Origin of the sequence: Actinomadura hibisca NBRC 15177, from assembly GCF_001552635.1 — a bacterium.
In the GTDB taxonomy this organism is placed as follows: domain Bacteria; phylum Actinomycetota; class Actinomycetes; order Streptosporangiales; family Streptosporangiaceae; genus Spirillospora; species Spirillospora hibisca.
The window spans coordinates 19,566-35,728 of sequence record NZ_BCRO01000045.1 but is presented as its reverse complement, the minus strand read 5'-3'; the positions used below and the strand labels follow the sequence as shown (position 1 = coordinate 35,728).

Below are 16,163 nucleotides of genomic sequence, written 5' to 3'. Positions count from 1 at the left end.
CGAACGAACGTGTGGCTTGGTTGACCCAAGTGCCCTGACGGGCCCGGCCTCACACGGGGTGGGACCACACACCGAGCGGGCCACCGTAGTGCGGGACCGCAGCGTACCCGCTCTCACTAGGGTCAAGCATTCTGGCACGGCTGCGCATTCCGCTTCTGAAGTCTGCCCGGTAACACACCACCTTAGAGGGCGCGGAGCGGTCCTTCGTACGTGCGGCTCCGACGGTGCGCCCCGCTCCTGCGGGGATTAGGCGGACTTGGGCGGAACGTGCAGGGCGAGTACGGTCACATCGTCCACTTGCTCGTAGCCTGCAAGCATCCGATCGACCAGGAAGTCGACGAGTCTCTCGGGATCTCCTACCACTTCAGGTGGGGCGTCCGCCGCTACGGCGACCAGTTCCTCCAGGCCGGCGTCCACCCCACGCCTACGGTTCTCCACAAGTCCATCGGAATAGAACACCACAGTGTTGCCGGTCTCGATGGAAAAACTTGTCTGCTGCCGCTGCGACGGCCAGCCGAGGGGCGTCCCCGGCTCGTTGTTGCTCACTCGCGCGGGCGCGTCGGGCGAGATCAGCAGCGGCGGCGGGTGGCCGGCGTTGCTGAAGGCGCCCTGGCCGGTCTCGGGGTCGATGACGGCGTAGGCGACGGTGGTGAACTGCTCCTCGTCCTCGGTGGCGCTGAACAGCCGGTCGAGCCCGGCCAGCACGGCGGCGGGGCGCGGGTCGTTGAGGGCCAGGGCGCGCAGCGCGTTGCGGACGCGTCCCATTCCGGCCGCGGCGAGCACGCCCTTGCCCATGACGTCGCCGGCGGCGACCGCCAGCCGGTCGTCGGGCAGCCGGAACACGTCGTACCAGTCGCCGCCGACCTGCACGTGCCGGGTCGCAGGGTTGTAGCGGGCGGCCAGCACCATGCCGGGCAGCTGCGGCAGGTCGCTGGGCAGCAGGCTGCGCTGGAGCTCCTCGGCGGTCTTGTGCTCGCGCTCGAACAGCAGCGCGCGCTCCACCGCCAGCGCGCACTGGCCGGCCAGGGCCTCCAGGAAGACCCGCTCCTCCTCGGTGATCTCCCGCGGGCGGGTGAAGGAGAAGCGCAGCGCGCCGATCGCCGCGCCCGCCGCCAGCAGCGGCAGGCCCACCCAGGCGCGCTCCTCGGTGTGGTGGGCGAACAGGCCGGTCTCGTCGCGGCCGAGCTGCAGGCGCAGCTCGTCGGGGTGCTGGGCCAGGAACGGGCGGCTCTCGCGGACCGCCACCGACATCACGGTCTGGTCGCTGACCTTGATGTCCTCGCGGGAGGCGCGGCGCGGGGTGTCGCTGGGGGCCTGGTCGGCGGTCGGCGACGGGGTGACCAGCGACAACCGCAGCTTGTCGTCGTCCAGCAGCGCCACCGCCGAGTAGTCGGCGCCGATCGCCGACCGGCCGACCTCGGTGATCACCTGCACGACCTGGGAGACCGTCAGCGCCTCGGCCAGCATCGAGGTGGCCTGCTGGAGGCGCGCGGTGCGCAGCGCGGCGGCCGACAGCTGCTCGGTGAGGCGGCCGCGCATCTCCTCGGCCTCGCGCTGGCCGGTGACGTCGGTGTTGGCGCCGACCCACTCGACGACGGCGTCGCCGCGCCGGATCGGCACCGCGCGCACGTCGAAGTGGCGGTGGCTGCCGCTCTTGGTGCGGATGCGGTAGCCGGTCTCGAAGACCCGGTTGTCGGCGACGCACTCGCGCCAGATCTCCTCGATGCGCTGCCGGTCCTCGGGGTGGACGACCGCGAGCCAGCCGCCGGCGGCGTAGTCGTCGGGGGTCTGGCCGGTGATCGCGCGCCACTCGGGGGCGTCGTCGATCACGGTGCCGTCCGGGGCGGCGACCCACACCACCTGGGAGCTGGCCTCCACCAGCGAGCGGTAGCGCTGCTCCTTGCGGCGGATGACCTCCTCGGCGCGGCGGCGCTCGGTGATCTCCATCGCGGCCAGCGCCACGCCCTGGAGCTTGCCGTCGGCGCCGCGGGCGGGCAGCCACAGGCAGGCGAGCACGCGCTCCTCGGCGCCCGCCTCCGCACCGGGGACGGCGAGCTCGGTCTCCAGCGGCGCGCCGTCGCCGGCCAGCGCCTCGCGCAGCGCCGCCTCGACCTGCCCGGCCACCGGCTCGGGCAGCGCCTCGGCGGGGCGGGCGCCGTGCGGGTCGGCGCCGGGCGCGCCGAGCAGCGCGGCCAGGGCGTCGCCGGCCCGGCGGCAGCGCAGGTCGGCGTCGAAGTAGGCGAAGCCGGCCGGGGACCGCTTCATCAGGGTGGCGTACAGCGCGGCGTCGGACGCGTCCATGGGCTGGCCCTCCACCGCGGAGATCCGGGGATGCGGAACGGACGTCTCGGTGCTCATCGACAACACCTCCGCCCTTGGGGCTCCCGTACCGCGCGGCAAGTTCTCATCACTTTGCGTGAATGGGAGCAGGCTAGCGCTCCCGCCTCCATCACAACACCGGTCGAGTCAGGTTCTCATCATCCCGATGAGAAGCCGTGGACGGAAGCCCTGATGAGCATCCTTGTCACACCGACCCCAGCGGCGGCGCCGATTCGGACGCCGCCGCGCGGGCGGTCGGAGGGACCGTGCCCACGGCAGGCAGGAGATGCTACGCCGCAGGCACGGCGGCCAGAAGGCGCCCCACCGGACACCCCTGTTTCCGGTCACCGGCAATGCCGCGACGGCCTGCCCGAATCCCTCGGCAAAAAGAAGGTAAAGCGGCCCGGGATCCGGGCGTGGCGGTCGGGGCGGCCCTCAGGAGGCGATCTTCTTGGCCTTCGCGGCGGCCTTCTGCTCCTGCTTGAACGCGCGGACCTGGGCCAGCGACTCGGGCCCGGTGATGTCGGCGACCGAACGATACGAACCCTCCTCCCCGTACGCGCCCGCGGCCTCGCGCCACCCCTCGGGGCACACGCCGTACTGCTTGCCGAGCAGCGCCAGGAAGATCTGGGCCTTCTGCTTGCCGAACCCGGGCAACGCGTTCAACCGCCGCAACAGCTCCTTGCCGGAGCCGACCTCACTCCAGAGAGCGGCGGCGTCCCCGTCATAGTCGTCCACCAGCGCCTGACAGAGCTGCTGCACACGCTTGGCCATGGACCCGGGGTAACGATGCACGGCGGGCTTCTCCGACAGGAGCACGGCGAACTTATCGGGGTCGTAGGCGGCGATCTCGTGCGCGTCCAGCTCGTCACTCCCCAACCGCTGCACGATCGTGTAGGGCCCCGCAAACGCCCACTCCATGGGGATCTGCTGGTCACAACACTCACGCGGATACATGTTCAAGGAAGACACCGACGCACGTGTCAAGTCGACTCCAAACTGCGACGACCCGAGAGGCAGCATGGGGCACCTCTGGGGATAATTGGGACACTAAAGGCGAAAGCGTCATACACCCAGCCAGAATGCCCGGGGACGGAGATGCCCCCACGTGCGTCCATATTGGACGCAATGATGTCCATGGAGTACTGTGCCTCGTACGCATTGGACGCAACTACGGATGATGGTGACTCCATGACTGTCTATGCCTACTGGAACAACAAAGGTGGCACCGGAAAGACGAGCCTCGCTTTCCAGAGCCTTACCTTCTACGCCGAACAGCATCCGGGCGAGAGGATCCTCGCGGTCGACGTGTGCCCGCAAGCCAATCTCTCCGAACTGCTCCTCGGTGGCCTCACCAACGACGGGAGCTTCAAGCTCCTGGCTCAGCAGGGCGAAATCCCCCGCCGCACGCTCGGTGGCTACTTCGAGCGCCGCCTGCCGTCGCCATTCACGATGCCGACCGTCTCGGCTACGGACTTCATCTGCACCCCGCACGAGGCGAACCCCCTCATCCCGAAGAACGTCGACCTCATCGCGGGGGATCCACTGCTGGAGCTCCAGTCCAACGCAATCTCGACACTCGCCAGTACGCAGCTACCCGGGACGAACGCCTGGCTAGCCGTGATCGACTGGCTACGCGATCTGATCGACCCACTCAAGGACCACTACGACGTCATCTTCATCGACTCGAACCCGTCCTTCTCGATCTACACGCAGATCGCACTGTCCTGCGCCGACCGCCTCGTCCTGCCCGTTATGGCGGATGACTCATCGCGCCGCGCCATCCAGAACGCCTTCTCGCTTGTCTACGGACTCAAGCTCCCATCGGAGATCTACTCCACGTACGCCTTCGCCACGCGACTCCAAGACGGCGGGCGCGAACTGCCGAAGGTGCATGTCATCGCAAAGAACCGCCTCACCCAGTACATGGGTCCGGCCTCGGCCTACTCCGCCGTCTTGCGGTCGATCGACAGCGACGTGGACCGCCTCCTGGAAGCTAATCCGGAGATGTTCACTTTCGAAAATGTCGACCAAGGTGTGGTGCACATCCGCGACTTCCAGACGGCGGGTGTCGTCGCGTTCGCCCGGGGCTGTCCGCTCTACGCGCAGCGCCCCGGCAAGCTAGACGTCATGGGCAAGCGCGTCCGCGTCGACCGGGAGTACCTCGACAATTGCATCAATGCGGTGCAGGAACTCGTCGACCGTCTGTAGCTGAAACACCACCGGCGCTTAGGAACCTTGCTGTCGCAAAGCTGACATGAATGCATGTCCTTCTGATCAAGATGAAGGTCACCATCCAGTAGGGCCGGCGACAGCGACCAAGATTCTAGGCCTTGGCCGCTGCCTTCATCTGCTGCTTGTACGCACGGACCCTGGCCAGCGACTCTTCGTCAACGATGTCGGCGACCGACCGGTGGGAGCCTTCCTCTCCGTAGGCGCCGGCCGCCTCCCGCCAGCCTGGCGGCTGCACGCCCAAGCCCTTACCGAGGAGGGCAACGAAGATCTGCGCCTTCTGGGCGCCGAAGCCCGGCAACTCTGCGACACGGCTGTACAGCTCCTGCCCGGAGGCGGCACCCTGCCAGACGGCTTCGGCGTCGCCGTCGTACCACTCGACCATGGCGCGGCAGAGCGACTGCACACGGGCGGCCATCGACTTGGGGAAGCGGTGCAGGGCAGGCTTGTCCCCGAACAGCTTGACGAAAGCCTCAGGGGCGTAGTCCGCGATCACTTCGGCGTCGAGGTCGCTCCCGAGCCGCCGCTCAAGTTCGACAGGGGCGGCGAAGGCCCGTTCGAGGGGAATCTGCTGATCGAGCAGTATCGCGATCGACAGTGCCAGCGGACTCCGGTTCAGCAGTGCGTTGGCGCCGGCGTCGATCGGCAGCGAGATCGGCATCATCCCTCATTCCTATGATCGCGCCGCTCCCCGTCTCCGTCTGAGCCGCAGCGCTCCACCACCGTAGCGGTCGCGGCGGCGAGTCCCCGTCCCTCCAGCAGGCTTCGTCTCCCGTGTCAGGCCGCAGCCGAGTTCACCCTGCGGATCTGCTGGTCGAGCAGCATGCCGATCAGGGCGGCCAGGGGGCTGCGGCCCAGGAGGGCGTCGGCTTCGGGGCGTTGGGCCAGGTGCACGGTGGGCATGCGCGACAGCTTAGATCTGACGGTTGTCTTACGCGGGGGCCTGTGGCATGGCGGGGCGGGCCGTGCGGTGCTCGAATGGGAGGGTGGACGAGGAACGTGGAGCGCCGGTCGGGCGGCGGGTGGTGCTCGGGATGCTCGGGCTGGGCGCGGCCGGGATCGCGGTGGGCGCGTCGGCTCAGGAGGGCGTGAACAAGGCGCTGGCGCCGGTCGCGCCGTTGGGGGACGTGCTGCCTGCGGCGGGCGGGTTCCGTTACTACTCGGTGGTGTCGTCGGTGCGGAAGCGCACCCTGGCCGAGCACAGGATCACCGTGCACGGGTTGGTGGACAAGCCGCGGGCGTTCGGGGCGGCGGATCTGGCCGCGCTGCCGCAGACGCGGATCACGCGCGATTTCCAGTGCGTGACCGGGTGGCGGGTGCCCGACGTGATGTGGGCCGGGGTGGCGCTGCCGGATCTGCTGGCGGCGGTCGGGGTGAAGCCCGGGGCGAAGGCGGTGCGGTTCCGGTCGTTCGACGGGGAGTACACCGAGTCGCTGACGCTGGAGCAGGCGCGGCGGCGGGACGTCCTGGTGGCGACCGAGATGCTCGGCAAGCCGGTCACCCATGATCATGGCGGGCCGGTGCGGTTGTTCGTCGCGCCGATGTACGGCTACAAGTCGCTGAAGTGGCTCGGCGGCGTCGAGGTCACCGACCGGGTGGTGCCCGGCTACTGGGAGCGGCAGGGGTACGACGTGGACGCGTGGGTCGGGCGGTCGAACGGGCGGTCCGATGAGCCCACGTGAGGTGGTCGAGCGGTTCGGCCGCGCCGAGCGGTGGGTGCACCACGCCACGGCGCTGCTGATGCTGGTGGCGCTGGGGACGGCGGCGCTGCTGTACTTCCCGCCGCTGTCGGCGCTGGTGGGGCGGCGCGCTCTGGTGCGGACCGTGCACGTGTGGTGCGGGTTCGCGCTGCCGGTGCCGATCGTGCTGGGGCTGGCGTCGCGGGCGTTCCGGGCCGATCTCGGGCGGCTGAACCGGTTCGGGCCGCACGACTGGGCGTGGTTGCGGCGGCGCGACCGGCGGGCGGTGCGCGCGGGGCGCGGGGTGGTCCCGGTGGGCAAGTTCAACGCCGGGCAGAAGCTGAACGCGGCGTTCACGGCGGGGGCCGTGCTGGTGATGCTCGGCACCGGCGCGATGCTGACGTTCCCCGGCCCGTTCGCCGACCGGTGGCGGACCGGCGCGACCTTCGTGCACGACTGGTTGTTCCTGGTGGTGCTGGTGGTGACGGCGGGGCACCTGTGGGAGGCGTCGCGCGATCGCGGCGCGCTCACCGGGATGCGTACGGGGCTGGTGCCGCGCGATTGGGCGGCGCGGCACCAGCCTGCCTGGCTGGACGGCGTGGAAGCGTCACCGGACGCTCACGGCGCGGAGTCTGTGAATCCTCCCCCGGGAAAGGGTTGACTCTCCCCGGATACACGTTGGAATGGGCATCGGGGCGAGGTTGGGCAGCTCGGTGATTGCGGTACGTCTCCTTCCGGTTCCTGTGCGCCGTCGTCCTCTCCCCGAGCCGGCGGTTCACCCCCGTCCGCCGGAACCTTTCGAACGCGGAAGGTGTGCACCATGCCCGCACTCGCCAGCCACCGCCAAGGCAACCGTCCCGACGCTTTCCACGAGACGCGCGCCGTACTGGCGCGCCGCCTCACCGCCGAGTTCGTGATCTTCTCCGCCGACACCGTCGAGCGCTGCGTCGCCGACGTGCAGGCGTGCGCGACCCATCTCGGCCTCGATCCCACCCCCGCGCTGGTCGAACGCATGGCCCGCGAGCATCTGGTGGGGATGGTCAAGTCCGAGCCGCCCTCGGGCCGGATCGGCGCCCCGGCGGCCCGGCCGTCCCGGGCGGCCGGGGGTGGGGCGGGCGCGGTGGACGGCTGAATCCGGTGCTTTCCGGAACGCATCCCCCGAAATCGGTCCGGTCCGGAACGGCGCGCGACGGATTCCGGCGCGTCCCCTTTCGGCCGCCGCCCGCGTCCTGGACAACGCGCCCCGCCGGATCTGCGAAGCTATAGGGCGTGAGTTCCCGCAGCAGCCGCCGCCCCTCCGGCGATCCGGCGGGGGGTCGGCCGCCCGCGTCCGGCGAGGTCACCGCGATCTTCGACGGGATGTTGCGGCACGCCCGCGAGCTGCTGGCGGTGCGCAGCCCGCTGGACGCCGAACTGATCGTCAGCGAGATCCTGGGCTCCTGGTGGGGGCACCGCGTGGCGGGCGGCGACGTGGAGGAGGTCATCGGCGAGTCGCTGATCGACCACGCCGCGCGGGCCGGCACCCCGGCCGCGCTGGCGCTGCTGACCGGAATGGCCGGTCTGGGCACCCGGCGGCAGGCGGTGCGCGCCGAGGAGGCCGCGCTGGAGCTGATGGAGCGCGGCGTCGCGCGGCCCGGCTGGGCCGGCCGGGTCGGCATGGTCACCGCCGGGGAGTGCTACGTCTCCCGCGACGTCTACGGCGACCAGGACTCGGTCGTGTGCACCTACACCTACGGCGGCGCCGACCGGCACGCCCTGGTGGTGCTGGTCGACCGCACCAAGGCCGGGACGGTCCCGGCGCCCGGCCCGGGGCGCTCCGCCCGTCCCCCCGCCTGCGGGATGGTCCGCGACGCGTGGGTCTCCTCGCGGGTGGACAAGCTGCTCGACCACTGCCGCCGCGACGGAGCCGACAACCCGCTGATGCGGTTCGAGCAGCTCGACCCGCGCGACACCCGCGCGATGCTCCAGCGCGCGCTGGAGCACACCAACGCCACCGACGACCCGCCGGTCAACGAGAACTTCGGCTCCTACCACGCGTTCGTGCGGTCGCGGGTGCGGGCGCTGCCGCCGGGCGGGCGCGTCCCGCAGCCCGTGCTGTACGGCCGCGAGCGGCGTGCCATGATCGCCACGCGCTTCCTGGCCTCCGACGAGGCCGAGGGGCTGTCGGACCGGTCGGCCGCCATCCGCTGCGTGGACCGGATCATCGACTACGGGTGCGCGCACGACTTCGGCCGCCCGCTGCGGGTCAGCCCGATCAAGGCGGAGATGTTCCTGCTGGACTGGCTGCCGCGCAAGGTGCTGCTGTCGCCGACCGAGCAGGAGGCCGTCCCGCACGTGCTGGCCGCGTGGGTGCGCTGGGCGGGCAAGCGCACCGGGCTGCCCGAGGAGGGCGTGCGCGCCACGCTGGACGCGGTGTGGGACGCCACCGGCAAGTTCGCGGGCGCCTACCGCGACCCGGCGGCGTTCGGCCTGGACCGCGAGCTGGTCGACCGGCTGCTGCCCGACGGCGAGCTGGAGGCCCTGCCGCGCCGCGCGTTCGCGCTGCCGTTCCTGTCGGGCACCCACCGGGTGTCGGGGCGGCACGGCTCGATCGACCTGTCCGCGCTGGACCCGGCCGACCCCGCCGACCGGCGCGTCATGCTGGAGTTCGAGCACCCCGGCGCCGACCCGGCGCACCTGGACGCCCACGAGCGGCTGGCCGCGCGGCTCTGGGACGGCGACCCGCCGCAGCTGTGGGAGACCGCCCAGGCGCTGCTGGACGTGGGCTACGAGCGGCACGACATCCTGCACAAGCTGATCGCCGTCCTGGACCGCGCGGGCGACGATCCGCACGAGCTGCGCGCGGCGCTGCGTGTGCTGCGTCACGAACCGCCACCACAGTGACGCCCGGTTTGCCAGAAGGCGTCCGGGGCGACAATCATCGGGATCTCGGGCATGGGTGCGCGCGGGGGTCCGGGGGCCGCCCCGGACATAGGGAGTGATCTTGTTGGAGTGGTCCGAGTTCGCCCGTCGGCTGGGGCGCGAGCTGGCGGGTCTCGAACGGGACACCATCCTCATCGTGCGCGAGCGCGACGAGAGCCGGCACTACGTCCAGGCGATGCGCGAGCCCGACCGGCTGTACGCCGAGGCGGTCAGCAACAACTTCCTCGACGGCCCGCTGCTGCTCACCCTCGCCGACGAGGAGGTCATGAGCGAGGCCGGCTGGCGCCCGCCCGCCGACCCCGCGCCGCGCAACTGGTGGACCGAGCTGCCCGACCTCGCCTCCGGCGCCGAGCACGGCCGCCTGGCCGAGGTGATGGTGACCGCGCTGCGCGACGTGCAGGGCGTGCGGCGGCCCGCCGACCTGGTGTACGAGTCGTTCCACCGGCACGGCACGGGCCTGATCGAGCTGCTCGACTTCGGCCTGGAGATCGCCGACGCCTCCCGCGTCACCCGCAGCCGCCCCACGCCCCCGCTCGCGCCGGACGGGCCCGTCCCCGCCGAGGCCCCGCTGCCCGCGGCCCCCGCCGTCCCCGCCCTCCCCGACGACCTGGAGCCGCGGCTGGCCGACGCCAAGCAGCGCGGCGACCACACCACCTACTTCGAGCTGCTGCTGACCGCCGACCTGGTGCTGCCGGCGGTGGCCGACGCGGCGCTGCCCACGACCACGATCGGCTCGGGCACCTACATCACGGTCTTCACCTCCCCGCAGGCCCTGATGCGCTCGCGGCCCGGCCCGTCGGTGCCCACGACGTTCGCGCGGCTGCGCTCGTCGTGGCCGGACCCGTCCTGGCAGCTGGCGGTCAACCCCGGCCTGGCGAGCGAGGTGCACCTGGACCTGGCGGCCGTGACGCGGCTGGAGGCGCAGCAGCGCGAGTCGGGGCTGCGGGCGCTGGCGGCGGGCGCGCCGCCGTCGCCGAACGGCCACCACGCGGGCGACCCGACGGTGACGACGACGTTCGCGCCGTTCGACACGCCGTCGGCGGCCTCGATGAACGGCCACGACACCTCCTCCGGCCCGCCGCCCCTGCCCGACCTGCCTTTGCCGCCGGTGCAGACGGCGGAGCCCACGCCGCCCCCGCCGTCGGCGGAACCCACGCCGCCCATGCCCGCTGCGGAGCCCGCACCCCCGGTGCCGCCCGTAGAGCCCACGTCACCCGTACCGGCCGCGGAGTTCCTGCCGCCCGTACCGCCCTTCCAGGCCACGGAGCCCACTGCCCCGCCACTGCCTGAGCCTGCGGGACCGCTGCCGCCCGTACCGCCCTTCCAGGCCGGGGAGCCCGCTGCTGCGCCGCCGCCCGAGCCAACGGGGCCGTCCGCGCCCCCGCCCTACGGCGACGTGCCCCCCGGTGCCGCCGAGACGCCGGTCGCCCCCACCCCCGGGCCGTCCGAGCCGAGCGTGCCACCGTTCCCCCCGTCCCTCCCCTACGGCGACATCCCCGCCGCGGCGCCCCGCCCCGTCGAAGCGCCCGAGCAGATCGTGGCGCCGCCCGTGGCCGCCGCCGGGCACTCGGAGTTCTTCGGCGAACCGCCCGCCGGGCGGCCCTCCTTCGAGCGGGCGGACGCGCGCGAGGCCGTGCCCGCCCTGCCGCTGGCCGCTCCGGTGAGCCCGGACACCGTTCCCGAGCCCGATGCGGTCCCGGCCGTCCGGCCCCCGCACGGCGCCCGGCTGTGGCACTGGGACGACGGCGCGGAGACCCCCGTCGCCGTGTACGACGCGATCGACGGTTCCTGGACGTCCGTGCGCGCCGACGCCGCGCCCGCCCCGCGCGCCGACTGAGCGCCGGGCCGGGCACGACGAGTCCCGCCGGGGCGCTACCGTCTGGTTAATCAGAACCGCCACGCACGCGAGGGTTGGGGCCCCATTGGACTGGAACGACTTCGCCGAACGGCTGGCCGTCGAGCTGATGCGGCTCCCGGTCCGGTCGTTCCTCATCGTGCAGGGAGCCGGCGGCCTGCCGTACGTGCAGGCGATGCGCTCCCCCGGCTTCCTGGACGCCGAGGCCGTCGGCAGCGAGTTCCTCCCCCGGCCCCTCAACGGCCGCCAGCAGCGGCGGCTGGCCGCGCTGGGCTGGCACGAGCCGGACGAGGAGCAGCGGCACAACTGGTGGGACCGCATCTCCATGCCCGTCAGCGCCGACCGCGCCTCGGACGCGCAGACCGAGGCGTGCGGACGGCTCGCGGCCCGCATGGCGGGCGCGTTCCGCGACGTCTACGGCACCGGCTCGCCGCTGGAGCTGGTCTACCAGGCCGGGCGCACCAGCGGCGGCGGCCTCGCCCTGCCCGCCCTGGGCATCCCCGTCGCCATCCCCGAGGCCGAGCAGCACGCCGCCTCCGGCGCGGACCTGGAAGCCTCCCTCACCGCCGCCCGCGAACGCGGTGACCAGCGCGAATACCTCCAGCTCCTCGCCCGCACCACCCTGTGCCTGCCCTCCCCCGGCGCGCCCGGGGCCGACGGCACGCCCGCCTACGCCACCGCGATGTTCGGCGACGGCACGTTCGTGCTGGCCTTCACCTCGCCCGAGGCCATGGAGCAGTCCCTGCGCGGCCAGGCGGTCCACCACCGCCCCGCGTCCCTGCTGGACCTCGCGCGCACGTGGCCCAACGCCGAATGGCGGCTCGCCGTCAATCCGGGCCTTCCCAGCGGGGCCTACCTGGACTCCGACCTCCTGCTCGGGTACCTGGCGGACCAGACGCCCGCCAACGGCAGCGTCGGGGCCCACGCCCGTCCGGCCGCGCCCGAGCCCGAGAGCAAGCCCGAGCCCGCCGGCGCGGTGGCGTCGCCGGAGCGCCCGGCCGTCGCGCGGCCCCCGCGCCGCACCGTGCAGCGGCCCGCGCAGCGCCGTCCCGCCGCCCGGACCCCGCAGGCCGCGCCCAAGGCTCCCGCGCCCGCGCAGCGGCGGCCCGACGCGGTCGCCCCCAGCGCCACCCAGAAGCCCTCGGCGATCGACGCCGTGGTCATGCAGAAGGTCGTGCGGCCCGAGCACGTGCCGCACTACCTGGACGGCGGGTACGACCGCGTCGCCGGGTACGTGCACCGGGCCCAGGACGTCGCCGAGCTGACCACCCCCGAGCAGCTGGTCCGCGTGCTGGGGCTGGTCTACGAGGGCTCGCCGTTCAGCCCCGCCGACGAGGCGCTGCACGTGATCCGGTGGCCGGCGTTGAAGCCCGCGCTGTTCCGGACGCCGCTGGGCGGCATCGACGAGTGGAGCATGGAGATCATCCCGGGCGGCTGGGTCATCGAGAAGGCGCCGTTCCCGGGATCGGGCTACGCGCCCGGCGAGGGGCCGTCGATCCCCGAATTCAAGATCAACAGCCAGCGGCTGCCACACGGGTCGGGCCTGTACCGGGTGGACCGGGCCGGCGCGGTGTCGCTGGTCGCCGAGTACGACGCCGACCTGCGACGGTGGCGCATCCGGCTGCCGCGGGCGGAGGGACGGGGATGAGCATCCGGCACGGGTTCTACGCGCGCTGGCAGGGGGCCGACTACGAGGCGAGCCCGGACGGCGCGCAGGTCCGGCTGTACCGGCCGGGCCCCGCCGACGGGTTCGCCGAGGCCGTCAAGGACCGGTACGTGCGCGTGGTGCCGATCGGCGAGATCGAGCGCCTGGCCTACATCAGCACCTACTGCACCTGGCGCGGGCAGCCGTTCGTGGTGCTGGGCGAGCACGAGACCTGGTTGCGGGTGGAGTACACCGGCGGGAAGGCGCCGGTCGCCGAGCGGCTCGGGCTGGAGCCGTTCGACCGGGGCGTGTACCAGGCGTGGGCGCCGCGCGGCGAGGTCGAGGACGTGCACGAGGAGATCGTCTAGGCGGACGCGTGGAAAACGTCCCCGGGCGGGCATAACCGGCGCGTCCCACCGGCCTGCCGAACGAGCGGGGAACGCATGAGCCTGCCCGAGGAGTCCTTCGACCAGCCGCCCGTCCTGACCCCGACCCAGGCCCGCGCGCTGTTCCGGACGGGCGCGCTGGCCCAGACGACCGGCGGCTGGTGCCGGGGCTATGCGCAGGCCAACCTGCTGGCGGTGCCGAACGAGCTGGCGTTCGACGTGCTGCTGTTCGCGCAGCGCAACCCCCAGGCGTGCCCGCTGCTGGAGGCCACCGAGCCCGGCGACCCGCACCCGCGCGAGGTCGCCGCGTCCGCCGATCTGCGCACCGACCTGCCCGCCTACCACCTGCACGAGCACGGCGAGCTGATCGCGGAGGTGCCGGACGCGACCGAATACTGGCGCGAGGACCTGGTCTCCTTCCTGATCGGGTGCAGCTTCAGCTTCGAGGCGGCGCTCGCGGCGGCCGGGGTGCCGGTGCGGCACATCGGGCAGGGCCGCAACGTGTCGATGTACTACACCAACCGGGAGTGCGTCCCGGCGGGACGGCTGGCGGGGCCGCTGGTGGTGTCGATGCGGCCGATGCCCCCGGAGATGGTGGAGACCGCGATCCAGGTCAGCGCCCGGTACCCCGCCACGCACGGGCCGCCGGTGCACATCGGCGATCCGGCCGAGCTGGGGATCGCCGACCTCGACCGTCCCGACTTCGGCGACCCGGTGGAGTTCGCGCCCGGCGACGTGCCGGTCTTCTGGGCGTGCGGCCTCACGGCGCAGGCGGTGGCGCTGGCGGCGCGCCCGGACTTCGCGATCACGCACGCGCCCGGCCGGATGTTCATCACCGACCGCGCCGACGCGGTGCCGCCGCTGCCCTGATAGTTGTTGGTGCCATGGCGGTCATCGACATCAACGCCGACCTCGGTGAGGGCTTCGGCGTGTGGCGGCTGGGCGACGACGCGGCGCTGCTGGAGGTGGTCACCAGCGCGAACGTGGCGTGCGGTTTCCACGCCGGGGACCCGCTGACGTTGCGGCGGGTGTGCGCGGCGGCGGTGGGGCGCGGCGTCACGATCGGCGCGCAGGTGTCCTACCGGGACCTGGCCGGTTTCGGCCGCCGGGAGATGGACGTGGCGCCCGAGGAGCTGACCGCCGAGGTGCTGTACCAGATCGCGGCGCTGGACGGCGTCGCCCGCGCCGAGGGCGGCCGCGTCGCCTACGTCAAGCCGCACGGCGCGCTGTACAACCGGATCGTGCGCGACGCGGTGCAGGCCCGCGCGGTCGTGGCGGCGGTGCGCGCCTACGACGCGACGCTGCCGGTGCTGACGTTGCCGGGCTCGGCGGTGTACGAGGTCGCGGACGGCCTGACGATCATCGCCGAGTGCTACGCCGACCGCGCCTACACCTCAACCGGAACGCTGGTGTCGCGGCGGGAGCCGGGCGCGGTGCTGCACGACCCGGAAGCGGTGGCGCGCCGCGCCGTGCGGATGGCGGTGGACAAGACCGTGACGGCGGCCGACGGCACCGAGGTCGCCCTCGACGCACGGTCGATCTGCGTGCACGGCGACACCCCGGGCGCGGTGGAGCTGGCGCGTTCGGTGCGCGCCGCGCTGGCGGAGGCCGGGGTCGAAGCGGAGCCGTTCGCATGAAGGTGCACCGCGCCGGGGAGGCGGGGCTGCTGGTGGAGACCGGCGACCTGGCCACCGCGCACCGGCTGGACGCGGCGATCCGCGCGGCGGGCCTGGCGGGGATCGTCGACGTCGTGCCGGGCGAGCACACCGTGCTGGTGACCGCCGACCCGGCCGTGTGCGACCTGGGACGGCTGGCTACCCGCCTGCCGGAACTGCCGCTGCCGGACGCGACCGCCGCCGCCGCGGACCCGGTCGAGATCCCCGTCGTCTACGACGGCGCGGACCTGGCCGAGGTCGCCGAGATCGCGGGGTTGACGCCCGAGGAGGTGGTCAGGCGGCACTCGGCGGCCGAGTACACCGTCGCCTACCTGGGCTTCTCCCCCGGGTTCGGGTACCTGACGGGGCTGGACGAGGCGCTGCACGTGCCGCGCCGGGAGTCGCCGCGCACGGCGGTGCCCGCCGGGGCGGTGGCGATCGCGGGGCCGTACGCGGCGGTGTACCCGTCGCGGTCGCCGGGCGGGTGGCGGCTGCTGGGCCGCACGTCGGCGACGATGTGGGACGTGACGCGCGACCCGCCGTCGCCGCTGCGGCCCGGGGCGCGGGTGCGGTTCACGGTGGCCGCCCCGTGATCGAGGTGGTGCGACCCGGCCCGCTGGCGACCGTGCAGGACCTGGGCCGCCCGGGGCTCGCGCATCTGGGGGTGCCGGGGTCGGGGGCCGCCGACGTGCGCGCGTTCCGGCTGGCGAACCGGCTGGTCGGCAACCCCGAGGAGCGCGCGGCCATCGAGGTGACGTTCGGCGGGGCCGCGTTCCGCTTCGATCAGGCCGCATGGATCGCGGTGACGGGCGCGCCTCTCACAGTGCGGATCGGCGGCCGCCCGCACGGTCCGAACGCGCCCTGCCACGTCCCGGCGGGCGGCCTGGTGGAGCTGGGCGCGCCGTCGAGCGGCCTGCGCAGCTACGTGGCCGTGCGCGGTGGCGTGGCCGTCGAACCGGTGCTGGGCAGCCGCTCCACCGACTTGCTGTCGGGCCTCGGCCCGGCACCGCTGTCACCCGGTGACCGCCTGCCTATCGGCCCGGTCACCGGCCTCGCCGACCTCTTGGTGGACGTCGCGCCGGTCGCGCCGCTGCCCGAGGTACCAACGCTGCGGATCGTGCCGGGCCCACGCGACGACTGGTTCGCGGCCGAGGCCCTGGGGAAGCTGACGTCCGGGCCGTACGAGGTGTCCGGCGAGAGCAACCGGGTGGGCGTCCGCCTCCAGGGACCGCCACTGCCACGGGCGCGCGAGGGCGAACTTGGCAGCGAGGGCATGGTGACGGGCGCGATCCAGGTCCCGCCGAACGGGCTGCCGATCCTGTTCCTGGCCGACCACCCCGCCACCGGCGGCTACCCGGTGATCGCTGTGCTGACCGCCGCGTCGATCCCCCAAGCAGCCCAGCTACGCCCCGGCCAACACGTGCGCTTCCGCTGATGGTCCACGACGACACATCCCGTATGGCCCTATGA

16 protein-coding genes are annotated in these 16,163 nt (G+C 73.1%); 12 read left to right on the top strand and 4 right to left on the bottom strand.

The annotated features are described in order from the left end of the window. Positions 1-246 precede the first annotated feature (246 nt). On the bottom strand, positions 247-2,358 hold the full coding sequence (locus tag AH6_RS22280; protein ID WP_067482941.1) for a SpoIIE family protein phosphatase: 2,112 nt from the start codon (positions 2,356-2,358) through the stop codon (positions 247-249). Positions 2,359-2,754: 396 nt separating this feature from the next. After that, positions 2,755-3,276: an HhH-GPD-type base excision DNA repair protein gene (locus AH6_RS22275; protein ID WP_218005907.1), complete on the bottom strand. Its 522-nt coding sequence runs from the start codon at positions 3,274-3,276 to the stop codon at positions 2,755-2,757. A gap of 234 nt (positions 3,277-3,510) precedes the next feature. On the opposite strand from AH6_RS22275, the gene AH6_RS22270 reads away from it, so the two are divergent. Next, positions 3,511-4,530, top strand: a complete 1,020-nt coding sequence (locus AH6_RS22270) for a ParA family protein (protein ID WP_067483083.1) — start codon at positions 3,511-3,513, stop codon at positions 4,528-4,530. A gap of 115 nt (positions 4,531-4,645) precedes the next feature. On the opposite strand, the gene AH6_RS22265 is transcribed toward AH6_RS22270, so the two are convergent. Together AH6_RS22265 and AH6_RS46720 are read right to left on the bottom strand one after the other, a co-directional pair. Next, the gene (locus AH6_RS22265; RefSeq protein ID WP_067482940.1) at positions 4,646-5,215 is read right to left on the bottom strand and encodes an HhH-GPD-type base excision DNA repair protein; all 570 of its coding nucleotides are present in this window, start codon (positions 5,213-5,215) and stop codon (positions 4,646-4,648) included. Between the two features lie 113 nt (positions 5,216-5,328). Continuing rightward, the gene (locus AH6_RS46720; protein ID WP_281180275.1) at positions 5,329-5,454 is read right to left on the bottom strand and encodes a hypothetical protein; all 126 of its coding nucleotides are present in this window, start codon (positions 5,452-5,454) and stop codon (positions 5,329-5,331) included. Between the two features lie 83 nt (positions 5,455-5,537). On the opposite strand from AH6_RS46720, the gene AH6_RS22260 reads away from it, so the two are divergent. The 11 genes from AH6_RS22260 to AH6_RS22210 all read left to right on the top strand — a co-directional run bounded on the left by AH6_RS22260 (position 5,538) and on the right by AH6_RS22210 (position 16,128). Further along, positions 5,538-6,233, top strand: a complete 696-nt coding sequence (locus AH6_RS22260; protein ID WP_218005906.1) for a molybdopterin-dependent oxidoreductase — start codon at positions 5,538-5,540, stop codon at positions 6,231-6,233. Then, positions 6,220-6,891 carry a cytochrome b/b6 domain-containing protein gene (locus AH6_RS22255; protein ID WP_083983336.1) on the top strand — a complete coding sequence of 224 codons (672 nt, stop codon included), beginning with the start codon at positions 6,220-6,222 and terminating at the stop codon, positions 6,889-6,891. The genes AH6_RS22260 and AH6_RS22255 overlap by 14 nt, the downstream gene beginning before the upstream one ends. Before the next feature lie 159 nt (positions 6,892-7,050). Next, complete coding sequence (locus AH6_RS22250) at positions 7,051-7,362, top strand: hypothetical protein (RefSeq protein ID WP_157431630.1); 312 nt, start codon at positions 7,051-7,053, stop codon at positions 7,360-7,362. A 137-nt stretch (positions 7,363-7,499) separates the two neighbouring features. After that, complete coding sequence (locus tag AH6_RS22245) at positions 7,500-9,113, top strand: hypothetical protein (RefSeq protein WP_083983335.1); 1,614 nt, start codon at positions 7,500-7,502, stop codon at positions 9,111-9,113. Positions 9,114-9,213: 100 nt separating this feature from the next. Further along, positions 9,214-10,989 carry a TY-Chap domain-containing protein gene (locus AH6_RS46715; protein WP_281180274.1) on the top strand — a complete coding sequence of 592 codons (1,776 nt, stop codon included), beginning with the start codon at positions 9,214-9,216 and terminating at the stop codon, positions 10,987-10,989. A gap of 85 nt (positions 10,990-11,074) precedes the next feature. Continuing rightward, the gene (locus AH6_RS22235; RefSeq protein ID WP_067482928.1) at positions 11,075-12,655 is read left to right on the top strand and encodes an SseB family protein; all 1,581 of its coding nucleotides are present in this window, start codon (positions 11,075-11,077) and stop codon (positions 12,653-12,655) included. After that, on the top strand, positions 12,652-13,020 hold the full coding sequence (locus tag AH6_RS22230) for a UCP033725 family protein (protein WP_067482925.1): 369 nt from the start codon (positions 12,652-12,654) through the stop codon (positions 13,018-13,020). The genes AH6_RS22235 and AH6_RS22230 overlap by 4 nt, the downstream gene beginning before the upstream one ends. Before the next feature lie 75 nt (positions 13,021-13,095). Beyond that, positions 13,096-13,908, top strand: coding sequence for a putative hydro-lyase (locus AH6_RS22225; RefSeq protein ID WP_067482921.1), 813 nt, complete (start codon positions 13,096-13,098; stop codon positions 13,906-13,908). Positions 13,909-13,922: 14 nt separating this feature from the next. Continuing rightward, entirely contained in the window at positions 13,923-14,675 is a 753-nt protein-coding gene (locus AH6_RS22220) for a LamB/YcsF family protein (RefSeq protein WP_067482919.1), read from the top strand. Beyond that, entirely contained in the window at positions 14,672-15,286 is a 615-nt protein-coding gene (pxpB, locus tag AH6_RS22215; RefSeq protein ID WP_067482917.1) for a 5-oxoprolinase subunit PxpB, read from the top strand. The genes AH6_RS22220 and pxpB overlap by 4 nt, the downstream gene beginning before the upstream one ends. Next, entirely contained in the window at positions 15,283-16,128 is an 846-nt protein-coding gene (locus tag AH6_RS22210; RefSeq protein WP_067482915.1) for a 5-oxoprolinase subunit C family protein, read from the top strand. The genes pxpB and AH6_RS22210 overlap by 4 nt, the downstream gene beginning before the upstream one ends. Positions 16,129-16,163 lie beyond the last annotated feature (35 nt).